Source organism: Streptomyces daghestanicus (assembly GCF_020521275.1).
Taxonomy (GTDB): Bacteria; Actinomycetota; Actinomycetes; order Streptomycetales; family Streptomycetaceae; genus Streptomyces; species Streptomyces griseoviridis.
In genome coordinates this window covers 477693-497779 of the sequence record NZ_BNDX01000002.1, presented here as the reverse complement: position 1 = coordinate 497779, position 20087 = coordinate 477693, and the positions used below count along the sequence as shown (strand labels likewise).

18 protein-coding genes are annotated in these 20087 nt (G+C 72.0%); 2 read left to right on the top strand and 16 right to left on the bottom strand.

The window, feature by feature from the left end:
- Nucleotides 1-51 precede the first annotated feature (51 nt).
- From relA to pgsA, 15 genes are all read right to left on the bottom strand, one after another.
- Entirely contained in the window at nt 52-2589 is a 2538-nt protein-coding gene (gene relA, locus Sdagh_RS02460; RefSeq protein WP_189418908.1) for a GTP pyrophosphokinase, read from the bottom strand.
- A 192-nt stretch (nt 2590-2781) separates the two neighbouring features.
- Nucleotides 2782-3324 (bottom strand): adenine phosphoribosyltransferase, encoded by a 543-nt coding sequence (locus tag Sdagh_RS02455; protein WP_189418906.1) that lies wholly within the window; start codon nt 3322-3324, stop codon nt 2782-2784.
- A complete protein-coding gene (gene secF, locus Sdagh_RS02450) occupies nt 3321-4454 on the bottom strand; it encodes a protein translocase subunit SecF (protein WP_190077551.1) in 1134 nt (377 codons plus the stop codon). Before secF ends, Sdagh_RS02455 begins: the two co-directional genes overlap by 4 nt.
- 3 nt (nt 4455-4457) lie before the next feature.
- On the bottom strand, nt 4458-6236 hold the full coding sequence (secD, locus tag Sdagh_RS02445; RefSeq protein WP_189418901.1) for a protein translocase subunit SecD: 1779 nt from the start codon (nt 6234-6236) through the stop codon (nt 4458-4460).
- A 129-nt stretch (nt 6237-6365) separates the two neighbouring features.
- Entirely contained in the window at nt 6366-6839 is a 474-nt protein-coding gene (gene yajC / locus Sdagh_RS02440) for a preprotein translocase subunit YajC (RefSeq protein WP_189418899.1), read from the bottom strand.
- A 175-nt stretch (nt 6840-7014) separates the two neighbouring features.
- Nucleotides 7015-8094: a Holliday junction branch migration DNA helicase RuvB gene (ruvB, locus tag Sdagh_RS02435; RefSeq protein ID WP_189418897.1), complete on the bottom strand. Its 1080-nt coding sequence runs from the start codon at nt 8092-8094 to the stop codon at nt 7015-7017.
- Nucleotides 8095-8148: 54 nt separating this feature from the next.
- A complete protein-coding gene (gene ruvA / locus Sdagh_RS02430) occupies nt 8149-8754 on the bottom strand; it encodes a Holliday junction branch migration protein RuvA (protein WP_189418895.1) in 606 nt (201 codons plus the stop codon).
- Nucleotides 8751-9299, bottom strand: a complete 549-nt coding sequence (gene ruvC / locus Sdagh_RS02425; protein WP_189418893.1) for a crossover junction endodeoxyribonuclease RuvC — start codon at nt 9297-9299, stop codon at nt 8751-8753. The genes ruvA and ruvC overlap by 4 nt, the downstream gene beginning before the upstream one ends.
- Nucleotides 9300-9407: 108 nt before the next feature.
- Nucleotides 9408-10160 carry a YebC/PmpR family DNA-binding transcriptional regulator gene (locus tag Sdagh_RS02420; RefSeq protein WP_190077552.1) on the bottom strand — a complete coding sequence of 251 codons (753 nt, stop codon included), beginning with the start codon at nt 10158-10160 and terminating at the stop codon, nt 9408-9410.
- Between the two features lie 49 nt (nt 10161-10209).
- Nucleotides 10210-10815 carry a pyridoxal 5'-phosphate synthase glutaminase subunit PdxT gene (pdxT, locus tag Sdagh_RS02415; RefSeq protein WP_190077553.1) on the bottom strand — a complete coding sequence of 202 codons (606 nt, stop codon included), beginning with the start codon at nt 10813-10815 and terminating at the stop codon, nt 10210-10212.
- Between the two features lie 4 nt (nt 10816-10819).
- Nucleotides 10820-11731, bottom strand: coding sequence for a pyridoxal 5'-phosphate synthase lyase subunit PdxS (gene pdxS / locus Sdagh_RS02410; RefSeq protein ID WP_189418885.1), 912 nt, complete (start codon nt 11729-11731; stop codon nt 10820-10822).
- 164 nt (nt 11732-11895) lie between these two features.
- Nucleotides 11896-12435: a LemA family protein gene (locus Sdagh_RS02405; RefSeq protein WP_189418883.1), complete on the bottom strand. Its 540-nt coding sequence runs from the start codon at nt 12433-12435 to the stop codon at nt 11896-11898.
- Nucleotides 12436-12446: 11 nt separating this feature from the next.
- A complete protein-coding gene (locus tag Sdagh_RS02400) occupies nt 12447-13637 on the bottom strand; it encodes a glycosyltransferase family 4 protein (RefSeq protein ID WP_189418880.1) in 1191 nt (396 codons plus the stop codon).
- Complete coding sequence (locus Sdagh_RS02395) at nt 13637-14542, bottom strand: phosphatidylinositol mannoside acyltransferase (protein WP_190077554.1); 906 nt, start codon at nt 14540-14542, stop codon at nt 13637-13639. The genes Sdagh_RS02400 and Sdagh_RS02395 overlap by 1 nt, the downstream gene beginning before the upstream one ends.
- Complete coding sequence (gene pgsA, locus Sdagh_RS02390; protein ID WP_189419132.1) at nt 14539-15267, bottom strand: phosphatidylinositol phosphate synthase; 729 nt, start codon at nt 15265-15267, stop codon at nt 14539-14541. The genes Sdagh_RS02395 and pgsA overlap by 4 nt, the downstream gene beginning before the upstream one ends.
- Before the next feature lie 204 nt (nt 15268-15471).
- On the opposite strand from pgsA, the gene Sdagh_RS02385 reads away from it, so the two are divergent.
- Entirely contained in the window at nt 15472-17670 is a 2199-nt protein-coding gene (locus Sdagh_RS02385) for an elongation factor G-like protein EF-G2 (RefSeq protein ID WP_190077555.1), read from the top strand.
- A 187-nt stretch (nt 17671-17857) separates the two neighbouring features.
- Entirely contained in the window at nt 17858-19516 is a 1659-nt protein-coding gene (locus Sdagh_RS02380; protein WP_190077581.1) for an AbeC-like domain-containing protein, read from the top strand.
- A gap of 9 nt (nt 19517-19525) precedes the next feature.
- On the opposite strand, the gene Sdagh_RS02375 is transcribed toward Sdagh_RS02380, so the two are convergent.
- The gene (locus tag Sdagh_RS02375) at nt 19526-20080 is read right to left on the bottom strand and encodes an HIT family protein (protein WP_189418874.1); all 555 of its coding nucleotides are present in this window, start codon (nt 20078-20080) and stop codon (nt 19526-19528) included.
- Nucleotides 20081-20087: the final 7 nt, after the last annotated feature.

The window sequence follows — 20087 nt, the reverse complement described above, 5'->3', positions numbered from 1 at the left end:
ACGGTGCGTACGGGAGCCCCTTTCGTGTGAAGCGACGGGGAGACCGCGGGTCTACGACGGCCTGCGCGCCGACGTCACCCGGTAGACGTCGTAGACGCCCTCGACACCGCGTACGGCCTTCAGGACGTGGCCCAGGTGCTTCGGGTCGCCCATCTCGAAGGTGAACCGGGAGGTGGCGACGCGGTCGCGGGAGGTCTGGACGGCCGCGGAGAGGATGTTGACGTGCTGGTCGGACAGGACGCGGGTGACGTCCGACAGCAGCCGGGAGCGGTCCAGGGCCTCGACCTGGATGGCGACCAGGAAGACGGAGGACTGGGTGGGCGCCCACTCGACCTCCAGGATCCGCTCGGGCTCGCGGGAGAGCGAGTCCACGTTGACGCAGTCGCTGCGGTGCACGGAGACGCCGCTGCCGCGGGTGACGAAGCCGATGATCGGGTCACCGGGGACGGGCGTGCAGCACCGGGCGAGCTTGACCCAGACGTCGTCGACGCCCTTGACCACGACGCCCGGATCGGCGTTGCTGCGCCGCTTGCGGCCGCGGCCCCGGGACGGGGGTACCGCCTCGTCGATCTCCTCGCTGGCCGCCTCCTCGCCACCGAGCGCCTGGACCAGCTTCTGCACGATGTTCTGCGCGGAGACATGGCCCTCGCCGATCGCCGCGTACAGCGCGGAGATGTCGGAGTAGCGCATCTCGTGGGCGAGGGTGACCAGGGAGTCGCCGGTCAGGATGCGCTGGATGGGGAGGTTCTGCTTGCGCATGGCGCGGACGATGGCGTCCTTGCCCTGCTCGATCGCCTCGTCGCGGCGCTCCTTGGAGAACCAGGCGCGGATCTTGTTGCGGGCGCGCGGTGACTTGACGAAGCCCAGCCAGTCGCGGGAGGGCCCGGCGCCGGGGGCCTTGGAGGTGAAGACCTCCACCAGGTCGCCGTTGTCCAGGGTGGACTCCAGCGGGACGAGGCGGCCGTTGACCCGTGCCCCTATGGTGCGGTGGCCGACCTCGGTGTGGACGGCGTAGGAGAAGTCGACCGGGGTGGCACCCGCCGGGAGCGCTATCACGTCGCCCTTGGGGGTGAAGACGAAGACCTCGTTGCGGGACAGGTCGAAGCGGAGGGACTCCAGGAACTCGCCGGGGTCCTCGGTCTCCTTCTGCCAGTCCAGGAGCTGGCGCAGCCACGCCATGTCGTTGAGGTGGTCGTCCTTGCCGGTGGTCCGGGGCGCGTCGGAGCGCACCTTGGACGCGCCGGCCACGGCCTCCTGCTTGTACTTCCAGTGCGCGGCGATGCCGTACTCGGCGCGGCGGTGCATGTCGAAGGTGCGGATCTGGAGTTCGACCGGCTTGCCGCTGGGCCCGATGACCGTCGTGTGCAGCGACTGGTACATGTTGAACTTGGGCATCGCGATGTAGTCCTTGAACCGCCCCGGAACCGGGTTCCAGCGGGCGTGGACGGTGCCGAGCGCGGCGTAGCAGTCGCGGACGGTGTCCACCAGGACGCGGATGCCGACCAGGTCGTAGATCTCCGCGAAGTCCCGGCCGCGGACGATCATCTTCTGGTAGACGCTGTAGTAGTGCTTGGGGCGGCCGGTGACGGTCGCCTTGATGCGGGCGGCGCGCAGGTCCTGCTGGACCTCGTCGGTGACGACGGCGAGGTACTCGTCGCGTTTGGGGGCGCGCTCGGCGACCAGGCGGACGATCTCGTCGTACATCTTGGGGTAGAGGATCGCGAAGGCGAGGTCCTCCAGCTCCCACTTGATGGTGTTCATGCCCAGGCGGTGGGCGAGCGGCGCGTAGATCTCCAGGGTCTCGCGCGCCTTCTTCTCCTGCTTCTCGCGCTTGAGGTAGCGCATGGTGCGCATGTTGTGCAGCCGGTCGGCGAGCTTGATGACCAGGACACGGGGGTCCTTGGCCATGGCGACGACCATCTTGCGCACGGTCTCGGCCTGCGCGGCCTCGCCGAACTTGACCTTGTCCAGCTTGGTGACGCCGTCGACGAGGAGGGCGACGACGTCGCCGAAGTCGCGGCGCAGGTCGTCCAGGCCGTACTCGGTGTCCTCGACGGTGTCGTGCAGCAGCCCCGCCATCAGCGTGGCCGGGTCCATGCCCAGCTCGGCGAGGATGGTGGTGACGGCGAGCGGGTGCGTGATGTACGGGTCGCCGCTCTTGCGCTTCTGGCCGCGGTGCCAGCGCTCGGCGACCTGGTAGGCGCGCTCGATCTGGCGGAGGGTCGCCGTCTCGATCTTGGGGTCGTTGCCGCGGACTATGCGCAGCAGGGGTTCCAGGACCGGGTTGTACGGGTTGGCGCGCTGCACGCCGAGACGGGCCAGCCGGGCGCGGACGCGGTTGGAGGAGCCGGAGCGGGCGGGCTGGCCTGCGGGGGCGCGCACCACCGGCGCGTTCTGCGCGCGCTCCGGCGGGACCGGCTTGGGACGGGCCTGCTGGTCCGCGGTCTTGTCGACGGGCGCGGACTGGGTGTGCTGGAGCGTCCCGCGGGTGTCGTTCTTCGCGTGCGGCGCGGTGGGCGCGGGCTTGGCCGCGGGCCCCGAGGCGGACTCGGGCTTGGCGGCGGTCAGTGGCTGGGCCTCGTCTGGCAAGAGGACTCCTCGTGCGCGATCCGGGTCCCCCGGTCAGGCTCCGGAAACCCCATGGTAGCGATCCTGGGCCCCAGGAGCGCCTGCGGGCCGCTGTGAGACCCGTCGACAGGAGGAACGCCTGAGGCGGGCGCCGGATTCCTCCGGGCCCGCCTCGGTTCGTGTCGTGCCGTCCCCTACGCGGTGACGCCGGGGTTATCCGACGGTGAGCAGGGCGTGCAGCGGCGCGCCGTCCAGGGCCGGTTCCAGGCGGGCCCGGCCGTTCAGGAAGGCCAGCTCCATCAGGACGGCCACCCCCGCGACCTGGGCCTTCGCCCGGCGGACGAGCTGGAGGGACGCCTCGGCGGTGCCGCCGGTGGCGAGGACGTCGTCGACGACCAGGACGCGGTCCTCGGCGGACAGGTCCTCGGCGTGGATCTCGATCTCGGCGGAGCCGTACTCCAGGTCGTAGGACTGGCTGAGGGTGGCTCCGGGGAGCTTGCCCGCCTTGCGTACGGGGATGAAGCCGAGGCCGGCGCGGACGGCGACCGGGGCGCCGAGGATGAAGCCCCGGGCCTCCAGGCCGACGATCTTGGTCGCGCCGGTGTCCTCGGCGATCGAGGCCAGCGCTTCGGTGAGCGCGGTGAACGCCTCCGGGTCGGCCAGGAGCGGGGTGATGTCCTTGAACATCACGCCCGGCTCCGGGTAGTCCGCCACGTCCCGGATACGGCTGAGCAGCAGCCGCTGGATGTCGGTCATCGGCGCTTCCCCGAGGGCCGGCCGCGGCCCCGGACGCGGGAGGCGGACTGGTTGCGCGGGCCGACGACGGCGGGCGCGGTGTCCTCGGGCTCGCCGGCGTCGTCGTCGTCGGCGTAGCGCTCGTCGGGCACGGCGTTCTCCGGCGGTTCGCCCGCGGAGGCGGCCTGGGCACGCTTGGCCATGACACGTCGCTTGAGGGCCTTCATCTGCGGCTCGCGCTCCTTGAGGTCGGCGACGAGCGGCGTGGCGATGAAGATCGAGGAGTACGCGCCGGCCGCGAGGCCGACGAACAGCGACAGCGAGATGTCGTTCAGCATGCCGGCGCCGAGGACGCCGCCGCCGATGAAGAGCAGGCCCGCCACCGGCAGCAGCGCGACCACCGTGGTGTTGATGGAGCGGACCAGGGTGCTGTTGATCGACCGGTTGGCGATCTCCGCGTAGGTCCAGCGGGTCTGCTTGGTGATGCCCTTGGTCTGTTCCTTGAGGCTGTCGAAGACGACCACCGTGTCGTACAGCGAGTAGCCGAGGATGGTCAGCAGACCGATCACCGTGCCCGGTGTGACCTCGAAGCCGACGAGGGCGTAGATGCCGACGGTGATGGTGATGTCGTGGATCAGCGCGACGAAGGCGGCCAGTGCCATCCGCCACTCGAAGGCGATCGCCAGGTAGATCACCACCAGGACCAGGAAGATCCCGAGGCCCTGCCACGCCTTGTTCGCGATCTGGTCGCCCCAGCTGGGGCCGACCAGCTCGGCGTTGATCTGCTCGGCGTCGACCTTCAGGTCCTTGGACAGTTCCCGCTTGATCTGGTCCGACTTGTCGGTGTCGATGCCGGCGATCTGGATGCGCATGCTGCCGTCGCCGAGCTTCTGGACGATCGCGTCGTGGCCGGAGGCGGCCTCCGCGTGCTCCTCGGCCTGGGTCACCGAGACGCTGGTGTTCTTCGGGGTGGTGAAGACCGCGCCGCCCTGGAACTCGATGCCCATGTGCAGGCCGCGCACCGCCAGGCCGACGATGGCCGTGATGGTGATCAGGATCGAGATGCCGTACCAGATCTTGCGGTTCTTGACGAAGTCGTAGCCGACCTCGCCATGGTGCAGCCTGGCGCCGAGCTCGCCGAGTTTCGACATCGCTCACGCCTCCTTCGGGTCGACGGGGCCGGCGGGACGGGACTGGCGCGTGCGACGCAGCGGCGGCTTGGCACCGAGGCTCTTGGGATCGAGCCCGGACCACTTGTGGCCGCTCGCGAAGAATCGGCGGCGGGCCATCAGCGTCAGCAGCGGCTTGGTGAACAGGAACACGACCACCACGTCGAGCAGGGTGGTCAGACCCAGCGTGAACGCGAAGCCCTGGACCTTGCCGACCGAGACGATGAAGAGCACCGCGGCGGCGAGGAACGACACGAAGTCGGAGACCAGGATCGTGCGCCGGGCGCGCGGCCAGCCGCGCTCGACCGCGGGGCGCAGCGAGCGGCCCTCGCGGATCTCGTCCCGGACCCGTTCGAAGTAGACGATGAACGAGTCCGCCGTGATGCCGATGGCGACGATGGCACCGCAGACGGCCGGCAGGTTCAGCGCGAAGCCGATGGTCGGACCGAGCAGCGCCATGATCACGTACGTCAGGATCGCGGAGACCAGCAGCGACAGCAGGGCGATGAACGACAGGCCCCGGTAGTAGAACAGCAGGTAGAGCACGACCAGCGCCAGGCCGATGGCACCGGCGATCAGACCGGCCTCCAGCTGGTCACCGCCGAGCGCGGCGGTGACGGTGGTGACGCTGTCCTCCTTGAAGCTCAGCGGGAGGGCGCCGTAGGAGAGCATGTTGGCGAGGCTCTGCGCCTCCTCCTGCGTGAAGCTGCCGGAGATCTCGGCGTTGCCGCCGGTCAGGGCCTGGCTGACGTACGGGTCCGAGACGACCTCGTTGTCCAGGACGATCGCGAACTGGTTCTGCGGGGACTGGTTCTGCGCCAGCTTGCCGGTGATGTCCGCGAACTTCTTGGTGCCGCCCTTGGTGAACTCCATCGTGACGGTCCAGCCGGCGGCGGTCTGCGTGTTGAAGACGGCCGAGGCGTCGTCGACGTCGGTGCCGTCGACCTCGGCGGGGCCGAGGATGTACTTCTGCCACGCGCCCTGCGAGTTCTGGCCGCAGGCGACCATGGACTCGTCGTCCTTGGCGCCCTCGCCGGCCTTGGCGCGCTGCGTGGCGTCGGTGCAGTCCAGCGCGGTGTACGCGGCCTGGAGCTTGCTGGTGGCGTCATCGGCGGAGGCGGACGCGGAGGCCGACGCGGAGGCGCTCGTGCTCGGGGAAGCCGAGTCGGAGGCGGTCGCCGAGGGGGTGGCGTCGGCCTTCAGGGCGTCGGTGACGGCGCGGCCCTGGGAGGTGGCGGACGCCGAGGCGCTCGCGGAGTCGGAGGGCGAGGCGCTCTCGTCGCCGTCGGTGGCCTTGTCCGGGTCCGCGGCGCTCTCCGAGGCGCTCGCCGAAGGGCTGGCCGTGGCCGCGGCGCCGGAGACCTCGGTGGCGAGGACCGGGCGGAAGTAGAGCTTGGCGGTGGTGCCGACCTGCTGCCGGGCTTCCTCGCTGTTCGTCCCCTTGGGGATGTTGACGATGATGTTCCGGTCGCCCTGGGTCTGTACCTCGGCCTCGGAGACACCCAGACCATTGACACGGCGTTCCATGATCTCGACCGCGGTGTCCATGTTGGTCTTGTTGATCGCGGATTCCTGGCCGGGCTCCGATTCGGCCCGGAGCGTGATGCTCGTGCCGCCGGCCAGGTCGATACCGAGACGCGGAGTGGTGTGCCCGGAGGCGAACATCCCTCCGGTGAGCGCCACGATGGCGATCAGGATCAGGGCCAGCGAGCGCCCCGGCTTGCTCTGGGCGCTCGCGTTCCGGCCCTTTTTAGGTGCTGCCACCTTCTCGTACTCCCTCTCGGGCCGTCTCGCGCACCGGTGCGCCGACGGCCATGACATGGTGTCGGAATCCCGTGGGAACCGCGCATGTCCAAGGGCGCGCGGGGACGTCCCGCGCGCCCCGGGGCACGGCTACTTCGCCTCGGAGTCGTCCTCGGACTTCTTCGGCCGCTCGTCCGTCTTCGCCGCGGCGGGCTCGTCGTCCGCGTCCTTCTTGCCGAGGTCGATCCTGTCGTCGGCGGGGACGGCGTCGGTGGCCTCGGACTCGGTGAGGGAGGAGGCGTCGTCCGGGACCAGGTCGGCGTCGGACTTCAGGTCGTGCTCGATGCCGTGGACGATGCGGTTGTACTCGTCGTCGGTCAGGACGGCACCGATCGAGTTCTTGGCGAAGAGGAGGTCGACGCCGGGGCCGGCGTCCAGGAGGACCGTGTCCTCGTTGACCTCCTTGACCGTGGCGTACATGCCCCCGATGGTGCGGACACCGGAACCGGGCTGCATCTGGTTCCGCATGTCGGCGGCCTGCTGCTGCTTCTTCTTCGCCGACCGGGTCATCAGGAACATGGCCCCGATGAGCACGATGAACGGGAGGAGGGTCACGAGACTCACGGGTCGGTACTTCCTTCACACGACCGCGCTGTGAGCGGCCTGATGGTTGGGGGTGTGACGCGCCGCCGACAAGGGCGGCATCGGCGGAGTCTAAGCGAGTCCGCGCGCAGGGAACAACGCACAGGATGGCACCGGGGTTCCCCCGCGGGCCAGTGCGCTCGCCGTCCGGGGCGGCTCAGGCCCCGAACAGGTCCCCTTGTCCGTTTCCCGCGGCGCCCGCGCCGGGCGGGGTGAGACCGAGGTGCGCCCAGGCGGCGGGGGTGGCGATCCGGCCACGCGGCGTCCGGGCGAGCAGGCCCTCGCGGACCAGGAAGGGCTCGGCCACCTCCTCGACGGTCTCCCGCTCCTCCCCCACCGCCACCGCCAGCGTCGACAGCCCGACGGGACCGCCGCCGAACAGCTTGAGCAGGGCCTGAAGGACGGCTCGGTCGAGGCGGTCCAGGCCCCGGCCGTCGACCTCGTAGACGGCGAGGGCCGCCGCGGCGATCTCCCGTGTGATCACTCCGTCGGCCTTCACCTGGGCGTAGTCGCGCACCCGGCGCAGCAGCCGGTTGGCGATGCGGGGGGTGCCGCGGGAGCGGCCGGCGATCTCGGCGGCACCGTCGGCGGCGATCTCGACGTCGAGCAGCTGCGCGGAGCGGTGGATGACGCGCTGCAGCTCGGCCGGTTCGTAGAACTCCATGTGGGCGGTGAACCCGAAGCGGTCGCGCAGCGGGGGCGGCAGCAGACCGGCCCGGGTGGTGGCGCCGACCAGGGTGAACGGCGGCAGCTCCAGGGGGATGGCGGTGGCGCCGGGGCCCTTGCCGACGATGACGTCGACGCGGAAGTCCTCCATCGCCATGTACAGCATCTCCTCGGCGGGCCGGGACATGCGGTGGATCTCGTCGAGGAAGAGGACCTCGCCCTCCTGGAGGGAGGAGAGGATCGCGGCGAGGTCGCCGGCGTGCTGGATGGCGGGCCCGGAGGTGATCCGGATCGGGGCCTCCATCTCGGCCGCGATGATCATGGACAGGGTGGTCTTGCCGAGGCCGGGGGCGCCGGAGAGCAGGACGTGGTCGGCGGTGGCGCCGCGGGCGCGGGCGGCGCGCAGCACGAGGTCGAGCTGCTCGCGGACCTTCTCCTGGCCGATGAACTCGTCCAGGTCCTTGGGGCGCAGGGCGGCCTCGACGGCCTGGTCCTCGCGGTCGGCGACGGAGCCCACCAGCCGCTCCGCGCCCGGGCCGGCGTCGTCGGCGGTCGTGTCGTCCCAGTTCATGCGTGATCTGCCTCGGTTCTGGCTACGGGGGGCTACGGCTCTGCGGCTCTACGGCTACCGGGCGCGGTTCAGCGTCTGCAGGGCGGCCTTGAGGAGCTGGCCCACCTGGGGCGTGCCCCCGGCGGCCTCGGCCTGCGGGGCGACGGCCGTGACGGCCTCGTCGGCCTCCCGGGTGGCGTACCCGAGGCCGATGAGGGCGGCGTGCAGCTGGTCGCGCCAGCCGGCGGAGACCGGGGCGCCGACGGCGGGGGCGCCGACCGGGGCGCCGAGGCGGTCCTTCAGTTCGAGCAGGAGCTTCTGGGCGCCCTTCTTGCCGATGCCGGGGACGGCGGTGAGGGCCTTCTCGTCCCCGGTGGCGACGGCCCGGCGCAGGGCGTCCGGGCGGTGCACGGCGAGCATGGCCTGGGCGAGGCGCGGGCCGACGCCGCTGGCGGTCTGGAGCAGCTCGAAGACCTGGCGCTCGTCGTCGTCGGCGAAGCCGTACAGGGTGAGGGAGTCCTCGCGGACCACCAGGGAGGTGGCGAGCTTCGCCGGCTGTCCGACGCGGAGCGAGGAGAGCGTGTCCGGTGTGCACTGGACGGCCATGCCGACGCCGCCGACCTCCACCACCGCGGTGTCCGGGGCGAGCGCGGCGACCGTGCCGCTGACGAAGGCGATCATGTGAGGCGGCCTTTCACGGCTCGGGGGGTCTGGGCGGTGTGCTGGGCGACGGCCTGCTGGAGCCGGTTCTGCGCGGGGGCGCGCCAGATGTGGCAGATGGCGAGGGCGAGGGCGTCGGCGGCGTCGGCGGGCTTCGGGGGCGCGGCGAGCCGCAGCAGCCGGGTCACCATGGCGCCGACCTGGGCCTTGTCGGCGCGTCCTGAGCCGGTGACGGCGGCCTTGACCTCGCTGGGGGTGTGCAGGGCGACGGGGATGCCGCGCCGGGAGGCGCAGAGGATGGCGACGGCGCTGGCCTGGGCCGTGCCCATCACGGTCCGTACGTTGTGCTGGCTGAAGACGCGCTCGACCGCGACGTACTGCGGGCGGTGCTCGTCGAGCCACTGCTCGATGCCCTGCTCGACGGCGACGAGACGGTGGCCGAGGTCGGCGTCGGCCGGGGTGCGGACGACGCCGACGCCGATCATGGTGAGCGGGCGGCCCGCGACGCCCTCGACGACACCGACCCCGCAACGGGTCAGCCCCGGGTCGACCCCCAGTACGCGCACGCCGCTCCCTCCCCTCGATCACCTGTTTGTGCAGGCTATCGGGTGCCACTGACAAAGCGGCGGGCCGACGGGGTGTGTCCCGTCGGCCCGCCCGAGCCCGTGCGCGTGTTACGCGTCGACCTTCTCCATGACCTCGTCGCTGACGTCGAAGTTGGCGAAGACGTTCTGCACGTCGTCGCTGTCCTCCAGGGCGTCGATCAGCTTGAAGATCTTGCGCGCGCCCTCCTCGTCCAGCTCGATCTGCATGGTCGGGACGAAGTTGGCGTCCGCCGACTCGTAGTCGATGTCGGCGTCCTGCAGGGCGGTGCGGACCGCGACCAGGTCGGTGGCCTCGCTGAGGACCTCGAAGGTCTCACCGAGGTCGTTGACCTCCTCGGCGCCCGCGTCCAGGACGGCGCCGAGGACGTCGTCCTCGGTCAGCTCGCCCTTGGGGACGATGACCACGCCCTTGCGGTTGAACAGGTACGACACCGATCCGGGGTCGGCCATGGAACCGCCGTTGCGGGTCATGGCGACGCGCACGTCGGACGCGGCGCGGTTGCGGTTGTCGGTGAGGCACTCGATGAGCACCGCGACGCCGTTCGGCCCGTAACCCTCGTACATGATCGTCTCGTAGTCGGCGCCGCCGGCCTCCAGGCCCGCGCCGCGCTTGACCGCGGAGTCGATGTTCTTGTTGGGGACCGACTGCTTCTTGGCCTTCTGGATGGCGTCGTACAGCGTCGGGTTGCCGTCGATGTCGGCGCCGCCCATCCGGGCCGCGACCTCGATGTTCTTGATCAGCTTCGCGAAGAGCTTGCCGCGCTTGGCATCGATGACGGCCTTCTTGTGCTTCGTCGTGGCCCATTTAGAGTGGCCGGACATCTGCCTGTCTCCTTCGCGTAACCCATCTACTGAACGAACCCCAGAGATCCTACAAGGAGTCCGCCGCGCCCCGGGCGCGCACCATGTCGGTGAACAGCCGGTGCACGCGGTGGTCGCCGGTCAGCTCCGGGTGGAACGAGGTCGCCAGCGCGTTGCCCTGGCGGACGGCGACGATGTGGCCCTCGTGCTCGGCGAGCACCTCGATGCCGGCGCCGACGGACTCCACCCAGGGGGCGCGGATGAAGACGCCCTCCACAGGATCGCCCTCGACGCCCTCGATGTCGACCGCCGCTTCGAAGGACTCGTTCTGCCGGCCGAAGGCGTTGCGGCGCACGATCATGTCGATGCCGCCGATCGTCTCCTGGCCGGAGCGCGGGTCGAGGATCTTGTCGGCGAGCATGATCAGGCCGGCGCAGGTGCCGTAGACGGGCAGGCCGGCGCGCACGCGGGCGCGCAGCGGTTCCATCATCCCGAAGAGGACGGCGAGTTTGGAGATGGTGGTGGACTCGCCGCCGGGGATGACGAGGCCGTCGACGCCGTCGAGTTCGCCGGGGCGCCGCACCGGCCTGGCCACGGCGTCGGCCGCGGCCAGGGCGACGAGGTGCTCCCGGACGTCGCCCTGGAGGGCCAGGACGCCGATCACCGGGGAAGGCATGCGATCACCAGCCGCGGTTGGCGTAGCGCTCGGCCTCGGGGAGCGTGTCGCAGTTGATGCCCACCATGGCCTCGCCGAGGTCGCGGGAGGCGTCCGCGATGACCTTGGGGTCGTCGTAGAAGGTGGTCGCCTTGACGATGGCGGCGGCGCGCTTGGCGGGGTCGCCGGACTTGAAGATGCCGGAGCCGACGAAGACGCCCTCGGCGCCGAGCTGGCGCATCAGGGCCGCGTCGGCCGGGGTGGCGACGCCGCCGGCCGAGAAGAGGACGACCGGGAGCCTGCCGAGTTCGGCGACCTCCGCGACCAGTTCGTAGGGGGCGCGCAGTTCCTTGGCGGCGGCGTACAGCTCGTGGTTGTCGCAGCCGCGCAGGCGGGCGATCTCGTTCTTGATCTGGCGCAGGTGGCGGACGGCCTCGACGACGTTGCCGGTGCCGGCCTCGCCCTTGGAGCGGATCATCGCGGCGCCCTCGGCGATGCGGCGCAGGGCCTCGCCGAGGTTGGTGGCGCCGCAGACGAACGGGGTGGTGAAGGCCCACTTGTCGGAGTGGTTGACCTCGTCGGCCGGGGTGAGGACCTCGGACTCGTCGATGTAGTCGACGCCGAGGGCCTGGAGCACCTGGGCCTCGACGAAGTGGCCGATGCGGGACTTGGCCATCACGGGGATGGAGACCGCCTCGATGATGCCCTCGATCATGTCCGGGTCGGACATCCGGGCCACACCGCCGTCCTTGCGGATGTCGGCCGGGACGCGCTCCAGGGCCATGACGGCGACGGCGCCCGCGTCCTCGGCGATCTTCGCCTGCTCGGGCGTGACGACGTCCATGATCACGCCGCCCTTGAGCTGTTCGGCCATGCCGCGCTTCACGCGGGCGGTGCCGGTCTCGGGGGCCTGGTTGTCGGGGAGCGTGCTGGACACGGGTACCTCACTGGAAGAAAAGAGGATGTCGGCAGCACTGAGGAAACGTGAACGGAGCAGGCCACAGCAAGGGCCAATGAGGAGCCGGTGGATCGTTTTCGCGCCCCGCGCCCCCGCCCCGCGCGCCGCGCCACACCCACCGCGCCCCGCGCGCCCGGCCCCGGCTAACCGCGGTCGACGAGGGCCGCCGGCGGTTCGTCGTCCATCTCGAAGGCCAGCGGGAAGGGGGCGTGGCCGGCCAGCCGGAACCAGCGGACCTTGCGGTGCTCGCGGAGCCGGCGGGCGGCGCCCACCGCGTCGTTGTGGAAGCGGCGGGCCATCGGTACCCGGCGGACCGCCTCGGTCAGCTCGCCGGCCGCCTCCTCGCCGCCGGGCGCCTCGCGCAGGGCCGTCACCTGGTGCGCGTCGCCGAACACGGCCCGCAGGGCCTGGCTCAGTTCGCTCTCGGCGACCTCCCGCTGCTCCTCCTCGGCCTGCCGGGCGGCGTGCGCCGCCTCGTACAGGACGATGGAGGCGGCCGGGTCCAGGACGCCCGAGGTGGCCAGTTCCTGCGCCACGGAGGCGCGGCGCAGCAACTGGGCGTCGAGCGCGGCGCGGGCGGCGTCGATCCGGGCGTGCAGCCGGTCCAGGCGTCCCGCCGTCCAGCTCAGGTAGACGCCGATCAGGACGAGGGCGACGAGGATCCAGATGAGGGTAGCGGTCACGGGCGGCAAGGCTACCGGGGCGCCCGGGGCCCGTCGGCCGGGTCCCGGGCCAGCCCGAACCGCGCCCGCAGCCCCGTGGCCCGTTCGTCCGCCGCCACCGCCGCCGCGCCCGCCGTCACCGTCTCGTAGACGGACAGGATGTCCGCGCCGACCGTCGACCAGTCGAAGCGCCGTACGTGCGCGCTGCCCCGCTCCCGCAGCTCCGCGCGGCGGGCCGGGTCCTCCAGGAGCCGTACGGCCGCCCCGGCGAGCGCCTCGGCGTCCTCGTTGGGGAACAGCTCACCGGCCGCGCCCCGGTCCAGCACCTGGGCGAAGGCGTCGAGGTCGGAGGCGAGCACGGGCGCGCCCGCCGACATGGCCTCGACGAGGATGATGCCGAAGCTCTCGCCGCCGGTGTTGGGAGCGACGTACAGGTCGACGCTGCGCAGGAAGCGGGCCTTGTCCTCGTCGCTGACCATGCCGAGGAACTCCACCCGGGAGCGCAGGTCGGCGGGGAGCGAGGCGACCGCCTCCTCCTCGTCGCCGCGGCCGGCGACCAGCAGCCGGGTCCGCGGGCGGGCGGCGAGGATTCTGGGCAGGGCCTTCATCAGCACCGGCAGGCCCTTGCGGGGCTCGTCGATGCGGCCGACGAAGCCGATGGTGTCGCCCTGCCACTCGGGGCGCGGCGCGGCCTTGGCGAAGAAGTCGACGTCGACGCCGTTGGGGATGACCACCGCGTCGCCGCCGAGGTGCTCGACCAGGGTGCGGCGGGCGTACTCGCTGACGGCGATCCGGGCGCTGATCTTCTCCAGGGCCGCCTGGAGGATGGAGTACGCGGCGATCATCGCGCGGGAGCGCGGGTTGGAGGTGTGGAAGGTCGCCACGATCGGGCCCTGCGCCGCCCAGCAGGCCAGCAGGCCCAGCGACGGCGAGGTCGGCTCGTGGATGTGGATGACGTCGAAGGAGCCGTCGTGCAGCCACCGCCGTACCCGGGCGGCGCTGAGGAAGCCGAAGTTCAGCCGGGCCACCGAGCCGTTGTACGGCACCGGCACCGCGCGGCCCGCGGAGACCACGTACGGCGGCAGCGGGGTGTCGTCGTCGGCGGGGGCGAGCACGGACACCTCGTGGCCGAGCCGGAGGAAGTACTCGGCGAGGTCGCGGATGTGGAACTGGACGCCGCCCGGCACGTCCCAGGAGTAGGGGCAGACGATGCCGATCCTCATCACGGCCCCTTCGGTGGGTCCAGGTCGGCGAGCCACAAGCGCTGCAGCATGTGCCAGTCCTCCGGGTGCTCGGCGATTCCGGTGGCGAAGGCGTCGGCCAGCGCCTGTGTCATGACAGACGCCTTCTCGCGCCGGTTGCCTGACCCGGGGACCGCGACGGGCGGATGGACCCGGCCCCGCATCACGGGCGAGTCGTCGAACCAGAGGGTGGCCGGCAGCAGGGCCGCCCCGGTCTGCTGGGCGAGCAGCGCCGGGCCGCCGGGCATCCGGGCCGGCTCGCCGAAGAAGTCGACCTCGATGCCGGAGGCGGACAGGTCGCGGTCGGCGACCAGGCAGACCAGGCCGCCCGCGCGCAGCCGCCGGGCGAGCGCGCCGAAGGCGGTGCCGCCGGTGTGCGGCAGCACCTCCATGCCGAGGCCCTCACGGTAGGCGACGAAACGGTCGTAGAGGCTCTCCGGCTTCAGACGTTCGGCGACCGTCGTGAAGGGGATGCCGAGGCGGGTGGTGACCCAGGCGCCGGCGAGGTCCCAGTTGGCGAGGTGCGGCAGGGCGAGGATGACGCCCTTGCCCGCGTCCAGGCCCGCGGTGAGGTGGTGCAGGTTCTCGACGTCGACGCCGTCGGCGATCCGCTCCGGGCTCCACGCGGGCAGCCGGAACGACTCCATCCAGTACCGCAGGTAGGACCGCATCCCCGCGCGGGAGAGCGCGGCGAGCCGCTCGGGGCTCGCGCCCGGCACCACGCGCGCGAGGTTGCGCTCCAGCCGCAGCACGCCCTCGCCGCGCCGCTTCCAGGCGAGGTCCGCGACGGTGCGGCCGAGGCGTGCCGCGACCGGCTCGGGCAGCTTCTTCACGGTGCTCCAGCCGGCGCCGTAGAGCGCGTCGGCCAGCCGTTCCCGGGCGCTCACTTGGCCGCCTCGCTCCCCCGGGCCTCCCGGTCGGCCGCGGCCTCCGCCTCGGCGGACTCCCGGCGGACCGTGACGACGCGCTGGACGAGCGTGACCAGGCTGCCGACGGCGACGATCCACAGGGCGACGGGCAGCAGGTACTGGATGCCCGGTACGCCGAACTTGTGCAGCCCCGCGAAGCCGGCCGCGACCAGTGAGACGACCAGCCGCTCGGCGCGCTCGACCAGGCCGTTGACGGCGACGGGCAGGCCGATCGACTCGCCGCGCGCCTTGGTGTACGACACCACCTGACCGCTGGCCAGGCAGAAGATCGACACCGCGCACAGCACGTTGTCGTTCCCGCTGCCCGCGTACCAGAGGGCGAAGCCGCCGAAGATCGCTCCGTCGGCGACCCGGTCCAGGGTGGAGTCCAGGAAGGCGCCCCAGCGGCTGGAGCGGCCGAGCTGGCGGGCCATGTTGCCGTCGACCAGGTCGGAGAAGACGAAGAGGGTGATCACCACCGTGCCCCAGAAGAACTCGCCCCTGGGGTAGAAGACCAGCGCCCCCGCGACCACGCCCGCGGTCCCGATCAGCGTGACCGTGTCGGGGCTGACCCCGCGGCGGATGAGAAACGCGGCGAACGGTGTGAGGACACGCGTGAAGAATGCACGCGCGTACTTGTTCAGCATGGCCTTCCCGACGGTCGGTGTCGCCGCGCGGCCCCTGCTGGCCACCGGCTGGCCCATCGTAGTCACGCGCGCGCGTGGGCGACGGCCGGGCACCCGCCCCACCGTACGGGGACGGCCGGCGCGGGCGCCGGGTCCTTCCGTATGGACGCGGCGTGACGGGAGTGGAAAGCTCGAAGGACCGCGGGCGTCGCAGGAGCCGCTCGCACGCGGCCGACGCGTGTCCGCGCCCCCGGTGACCTCACCGCGCACGGGAGGCAAGTCATGGGCGACAAGGCGCACACCCACCCCGGAGCCGCCGGCCGGGCGCAGGCGGCCGACCACCCCGCGTCCGTACGGAACGTGGTGCTGGTCGGCTCCTCCGGATCGGGCAAGACGACACTCGTGGAGGCCCTCGCGCTGACCGCGGGAGCGCTGAACCGGGCCGGCCGCGTGGAGGACGGCGGCTGTGTCTCGGACTACGACGAGATCGAGCAGCGCAGGCGGCGCTCCGTACAGCTCTCGCTCGTCCCCGTCACCTGGGACGGCATCAAGGTCAACCTCCTCGACACCCCCGGGTACGCCGACTTCGTCGGGGAGCTGCGGGCCGGTCTGCGCGCGGCGGACGCGGCCCTCTTCGTCGTCTCCGCCGCGGACGGCGTGGACGGCTCGACCCGCGTGGTGTGGGAGGAGTGCGCGGCCGTCGGCATGCCCCGCGCGATCGTGATCACGCATCTGGAGGCCGCGCGGGCCGGCTTCGAGGAGACGACCCGGGCCTGCGCGGAGGCGTTCGGCGCCGGCGACCCCGACGCCGTACTGCCGCTGTACCTGCCGCTGCGCGGCCCGCGCCGCCCCGACGGGCACGCGCCCGTGACCGGGCTGATCGGGCTGCTCACCCAGAAGCTGTTCGACTACGCGTCCGGTGAGCGCGTGGAGTCCGCGCCGGACGCCGCCCGGCTCCCGCTGATCGAGGAGGCCCGCGGCCGGCTGATCGAGGGCGTCATCGCGGAGAGCGAGGACGAGACCCTCATGGACCGCTACCTCGCCGGGGAGCCGGTCGACGTCAAGACGCTGATCGAGGATCTGGAACGGGCCGTGGCGCGCGGTTCCTTCTTCCCGGTGCTGGCCGCCGCGCCCGCCGCCGAGGGCGCCCGGCAGGGCCTCGGCACGGTGGAGCTGCTGGAGCTGATCACCCGGGGTTTCCCGACGCCGCTGGAGCGGGCGGCGCCCCGTGTCACCACCCCCTACGGCCGGCCGCGCGAGCTGCCGCCGTGCGACCCCGACGCGTCCCTGGCCGCCGAGGTCGTCAAGACCTCCTCGGACCCGTACGTCGGCCGGATCTCGCTGGTCCGGGTCTTCTCCGGCACCCTGCGCGCCGACCAGGCGGTGCACGTCTCCGGGCACGGTCCGGCCGGCCGCGGACACGAGGACCACGACGTCGACGAGCGCGTCGGCGCCCTCTCCACCCCCTTCGGCAAGCAGCAGCGCCCGGTGTCGCACGTCGTCGCCGGCGACCTCGCGTGCGTGGCGAGGCTGACCCGCGCGGAGACCGGGGACACGCTCTCCTCGAAGGACGATCCGCTGCTCATGGAGCCGTGGGCGATGCCCGAACCACTGCTGCCGCTCGCCATCAGGGCGCACGGCAAAGCCGACGAGGACAGGCTCTCCCAGGGGCTCGCCCGGCTCGTCGCCGAGGACCCGACGACGCGCCTGGAGCAGAACCCGGAGACCCACCAGGTGGTCCTGTGGTGTCTGGGCGAGGCGCACGCCGACGTCGCCCTGGAGCGGCTGCGCGGCCGTTACGGCGTCCAGGTCGACGTCGTACCGCACCGGGTGTCGCTGCGGGAGACGTTCGGGCGGAAGGCGGCCGGGCGCGGGCGGCACGTCAAGCAGTCCGGCGGACACGGGCAGTACGCGATCTGCGAGATCGAGGTGGAGCCGCTGCCGGGCGGCTCGGGCATCGAGTTCGTGGACGAGGTGGTCGGCGGCGCGGTGCCCCGGCAGTTCGTCCCGTCCGTCGAGAAGGGCGTGCGCGCGCAGGCCGCCAAGGGCGTCGCCGCGGGCCATCCGCTGATCGACGTGCGGGTCACCCTGCGGGACGGCAAGGCGCACTCGGTGGACTCCTCCGACGCCGCCTTCCAGACGGCCGGCGCGCTGGCGCTGCGGGAGGCCGCCGCCGGCGCGGCGATCCGTCTGCTGGAGCCGGTGGCCGAGGTCAGCGTGCTGGTCGGCGACGACTACGTGGGCGCGGTGATGAGCGATCTGTCCGGGCGGCGCGGCCGGGTGCTCGGCACCGAGCAGGCCCCGGGCGGACGCACCCTGGTGCGGGCCGAGGTGCCGGAGATCGAGATCGGCCGGTACGCCGTGGACCTGCGGTCCCTGTCGCACGGCACGGCCCGGTTCGACCGCCGCTACGCGCGGCACGAGCCGATGCCGCCGCAGGTGGCGCAGCGGGTCCGGGAGGCGGCGCACGAGGGCGCGTGATCAGCGCCGGGCGCACTCCGGCGGTCCGCTGGCCGGGCGCCGCCCTCCTCGCCGGCGGGTGGCTTCCGGCCGTCCGCCGACACGGGAGGGCACCGGGAGTTACGCTGACGACCTGATCAACAGGTGTGCGGAGCACGGAAGTCGGGAAAGCCGCTTGAGCGAGAGCGGCTTCGATCTGGGGGCGGGAATGACCGACGGCGGTTACGCGGACTTCTTCGGGCCTCAGGTGCCCCGGGCGGGGGACGCGAGCCAGACGGCCACGCTGGCGCTGGCGTCGGCGGCCTACCGGGACAGCCCGGTGGAGGAGATCAAGAAGGCCGACAACGAGTGGCACCAGACGACCGTCAACCCGGGCCGCTCCTGGGCGAAGATCTTCCGGCCCAATCTCGGTGAGGCGTTCGCCCAGGCGGTGGTGGGCCGCATGCTGGGCGCCGGCCGCAAGCCCCTCATCCAGTCCTTCGGCATCGAGCCGCAGGTCGTCGTGGAGCACTGCCTGGCCGCGAACCGCATCCGCAAGGAGCGCGACCGGAAACTGACCTTCGTGATGGCGGTGTGCGGGCTGCTCTTCCTGCCCGGCCTGCTGGTCTGGCTGCTCGGCTTCCTGATCCGCGGCACGGTCGCCAAGTCGGAGAACAAGCAGGCCGGCGCCCTCGGCACGGCGGTGCTCGTGGCGGTGGGCGCGCTGGCGGTGCTCTTCGTGCTCAAGATGCCGTTCGGGGGCTTCTGGGGCTGGTACGGCCGGCTGGCGGCGGTCATGCCGGTGGTCGGCTGGTTCTGGGCCAAGCGGATCTGCGAGGGTACGGCGAAGGACCTCAGCGCGAGCTGGGGCAGCCTGGTCAAGGGGGCCAGTGTCGGCGCCAAGGTTCCTGAGGCGGTGCCGAGCAATCCCGACGAGACCGCCGCCGAACAGCTCCGCCAGTCCCTGGCCCGGCTCGGCGCCGAGCAGCAGTCCAACTCGGTCTTCTACGCCGGCCCCAAGGGCATACTCGGCATGGGCACCCGCTGGGGCAGCTGGCAGCTGGCCGAGGAGCTGCTCCCCGCCGATCCCGCCCGGGAGATCCATCCGTTCCGGAGCTGGGACGTCGTACGCGCCATCCACGACCAGCTCAGCCTGCTGGAGCGCGGCCCGCTGAACACCGGGGGCTTCACCAAACCGTCGATACGGCACTGGATCGTCACCCCGATCGTGGAGGGCGCGACGGCGGTGTCCCGCCCGGAGGGCGCGGACGTCGAGGCGTACCAGGTCAAGCCGCACGCGGTGCAGGAGATCTGCAACAAGCAGCAGTTCGGCGCCGGCGACCGGCACTACCTGGGCGTGCAGTGGGTGCTGTGGGACGGGCAGCTGGTCATCACCATGCTGATCACGGTGACGGTGCTGCACTCCACCCTGCGCATCGAGGTCACCGGCCACGCGCTGGGCCCGGTGAACGGGCTGTTCATGGGCGGGCCCTCGGCGCCCTCCAAGACGGTCACCAAGGCGTTCAAGCCGTGGGAGAGCCGCAAGGTGATGCTTCCGCTGGTCAACACGCAGGAAGTGGTCCGGCTCGCCGTCCGCGCCCCGTTCACCTGGTACACGCCGGCGCTGAACTGGCTGGGCGGCACCATCTCCCTGCCAGAGCCGTTCGGCCTGCGGCACGCCTGGGCCGACCAGCCCTGGCGGCACCGCTTCATGGCGGACGACGCGCTGCGGGCGGCGACGCCCGTGCTGCGGGTGGTGCACCGGGCGGCGATCAAGGTGCTGGAGGAGAACGGCGTGAACACCGAGAAGTTCGGCGCCCGGTCGGCGTTCCTCAGCGGCGCGGTCCAGGACCCGACGCCGGGGAAGGCCGACACGTACAACGCGTAGGGGCGGCCGTCAGGCCGTCGGCGTCGGCCACGCCTCCGCCAGCATCTTCCGGGTGTCCCCGAGGAGCTGCGGCAGCACCTTGGTGTGGCCGACCACCGGCATGAAGTTGGTGTCGCCGCCCCAGCGGGGCACGACGTGCTGGTGCAGGTGGGCGGCGATGCCCGCGCCGGCGACCGCGCCCTGGTTCATGCCGATGTTGAAGCCGTGCGCGCCGGACGCGGTGCGCAGGGCCGTCATCGCCTGCTTGGTCAGCTCGGCCAGCTCGGCGGTCTCCGCGTCCGTCAGCTCGGTGTAGTCGGCGATGTGCCGGTAGGGCACGGCCATCAGGTGGCCACCGGTGTACGGGTAGAGGTTGAGCACCGCGTAGACCAGTTCACCGCGGCGGACGATCAGCCCGTCCTCGTCCGATTTTGCCGGGATCGAGCAGAAGGGACAGCCGTCGTCGGCGCCCGGGCCGCTCGGCTTGTTCTCCCCCTGGATGTACGCCATCCGATGGGGCGTCCACAGGCGCTGGAACGCGTCCCGCGTCCCCACTCCCCACTGCTGCTCCGGCTCACTCGTCATGCGTGCA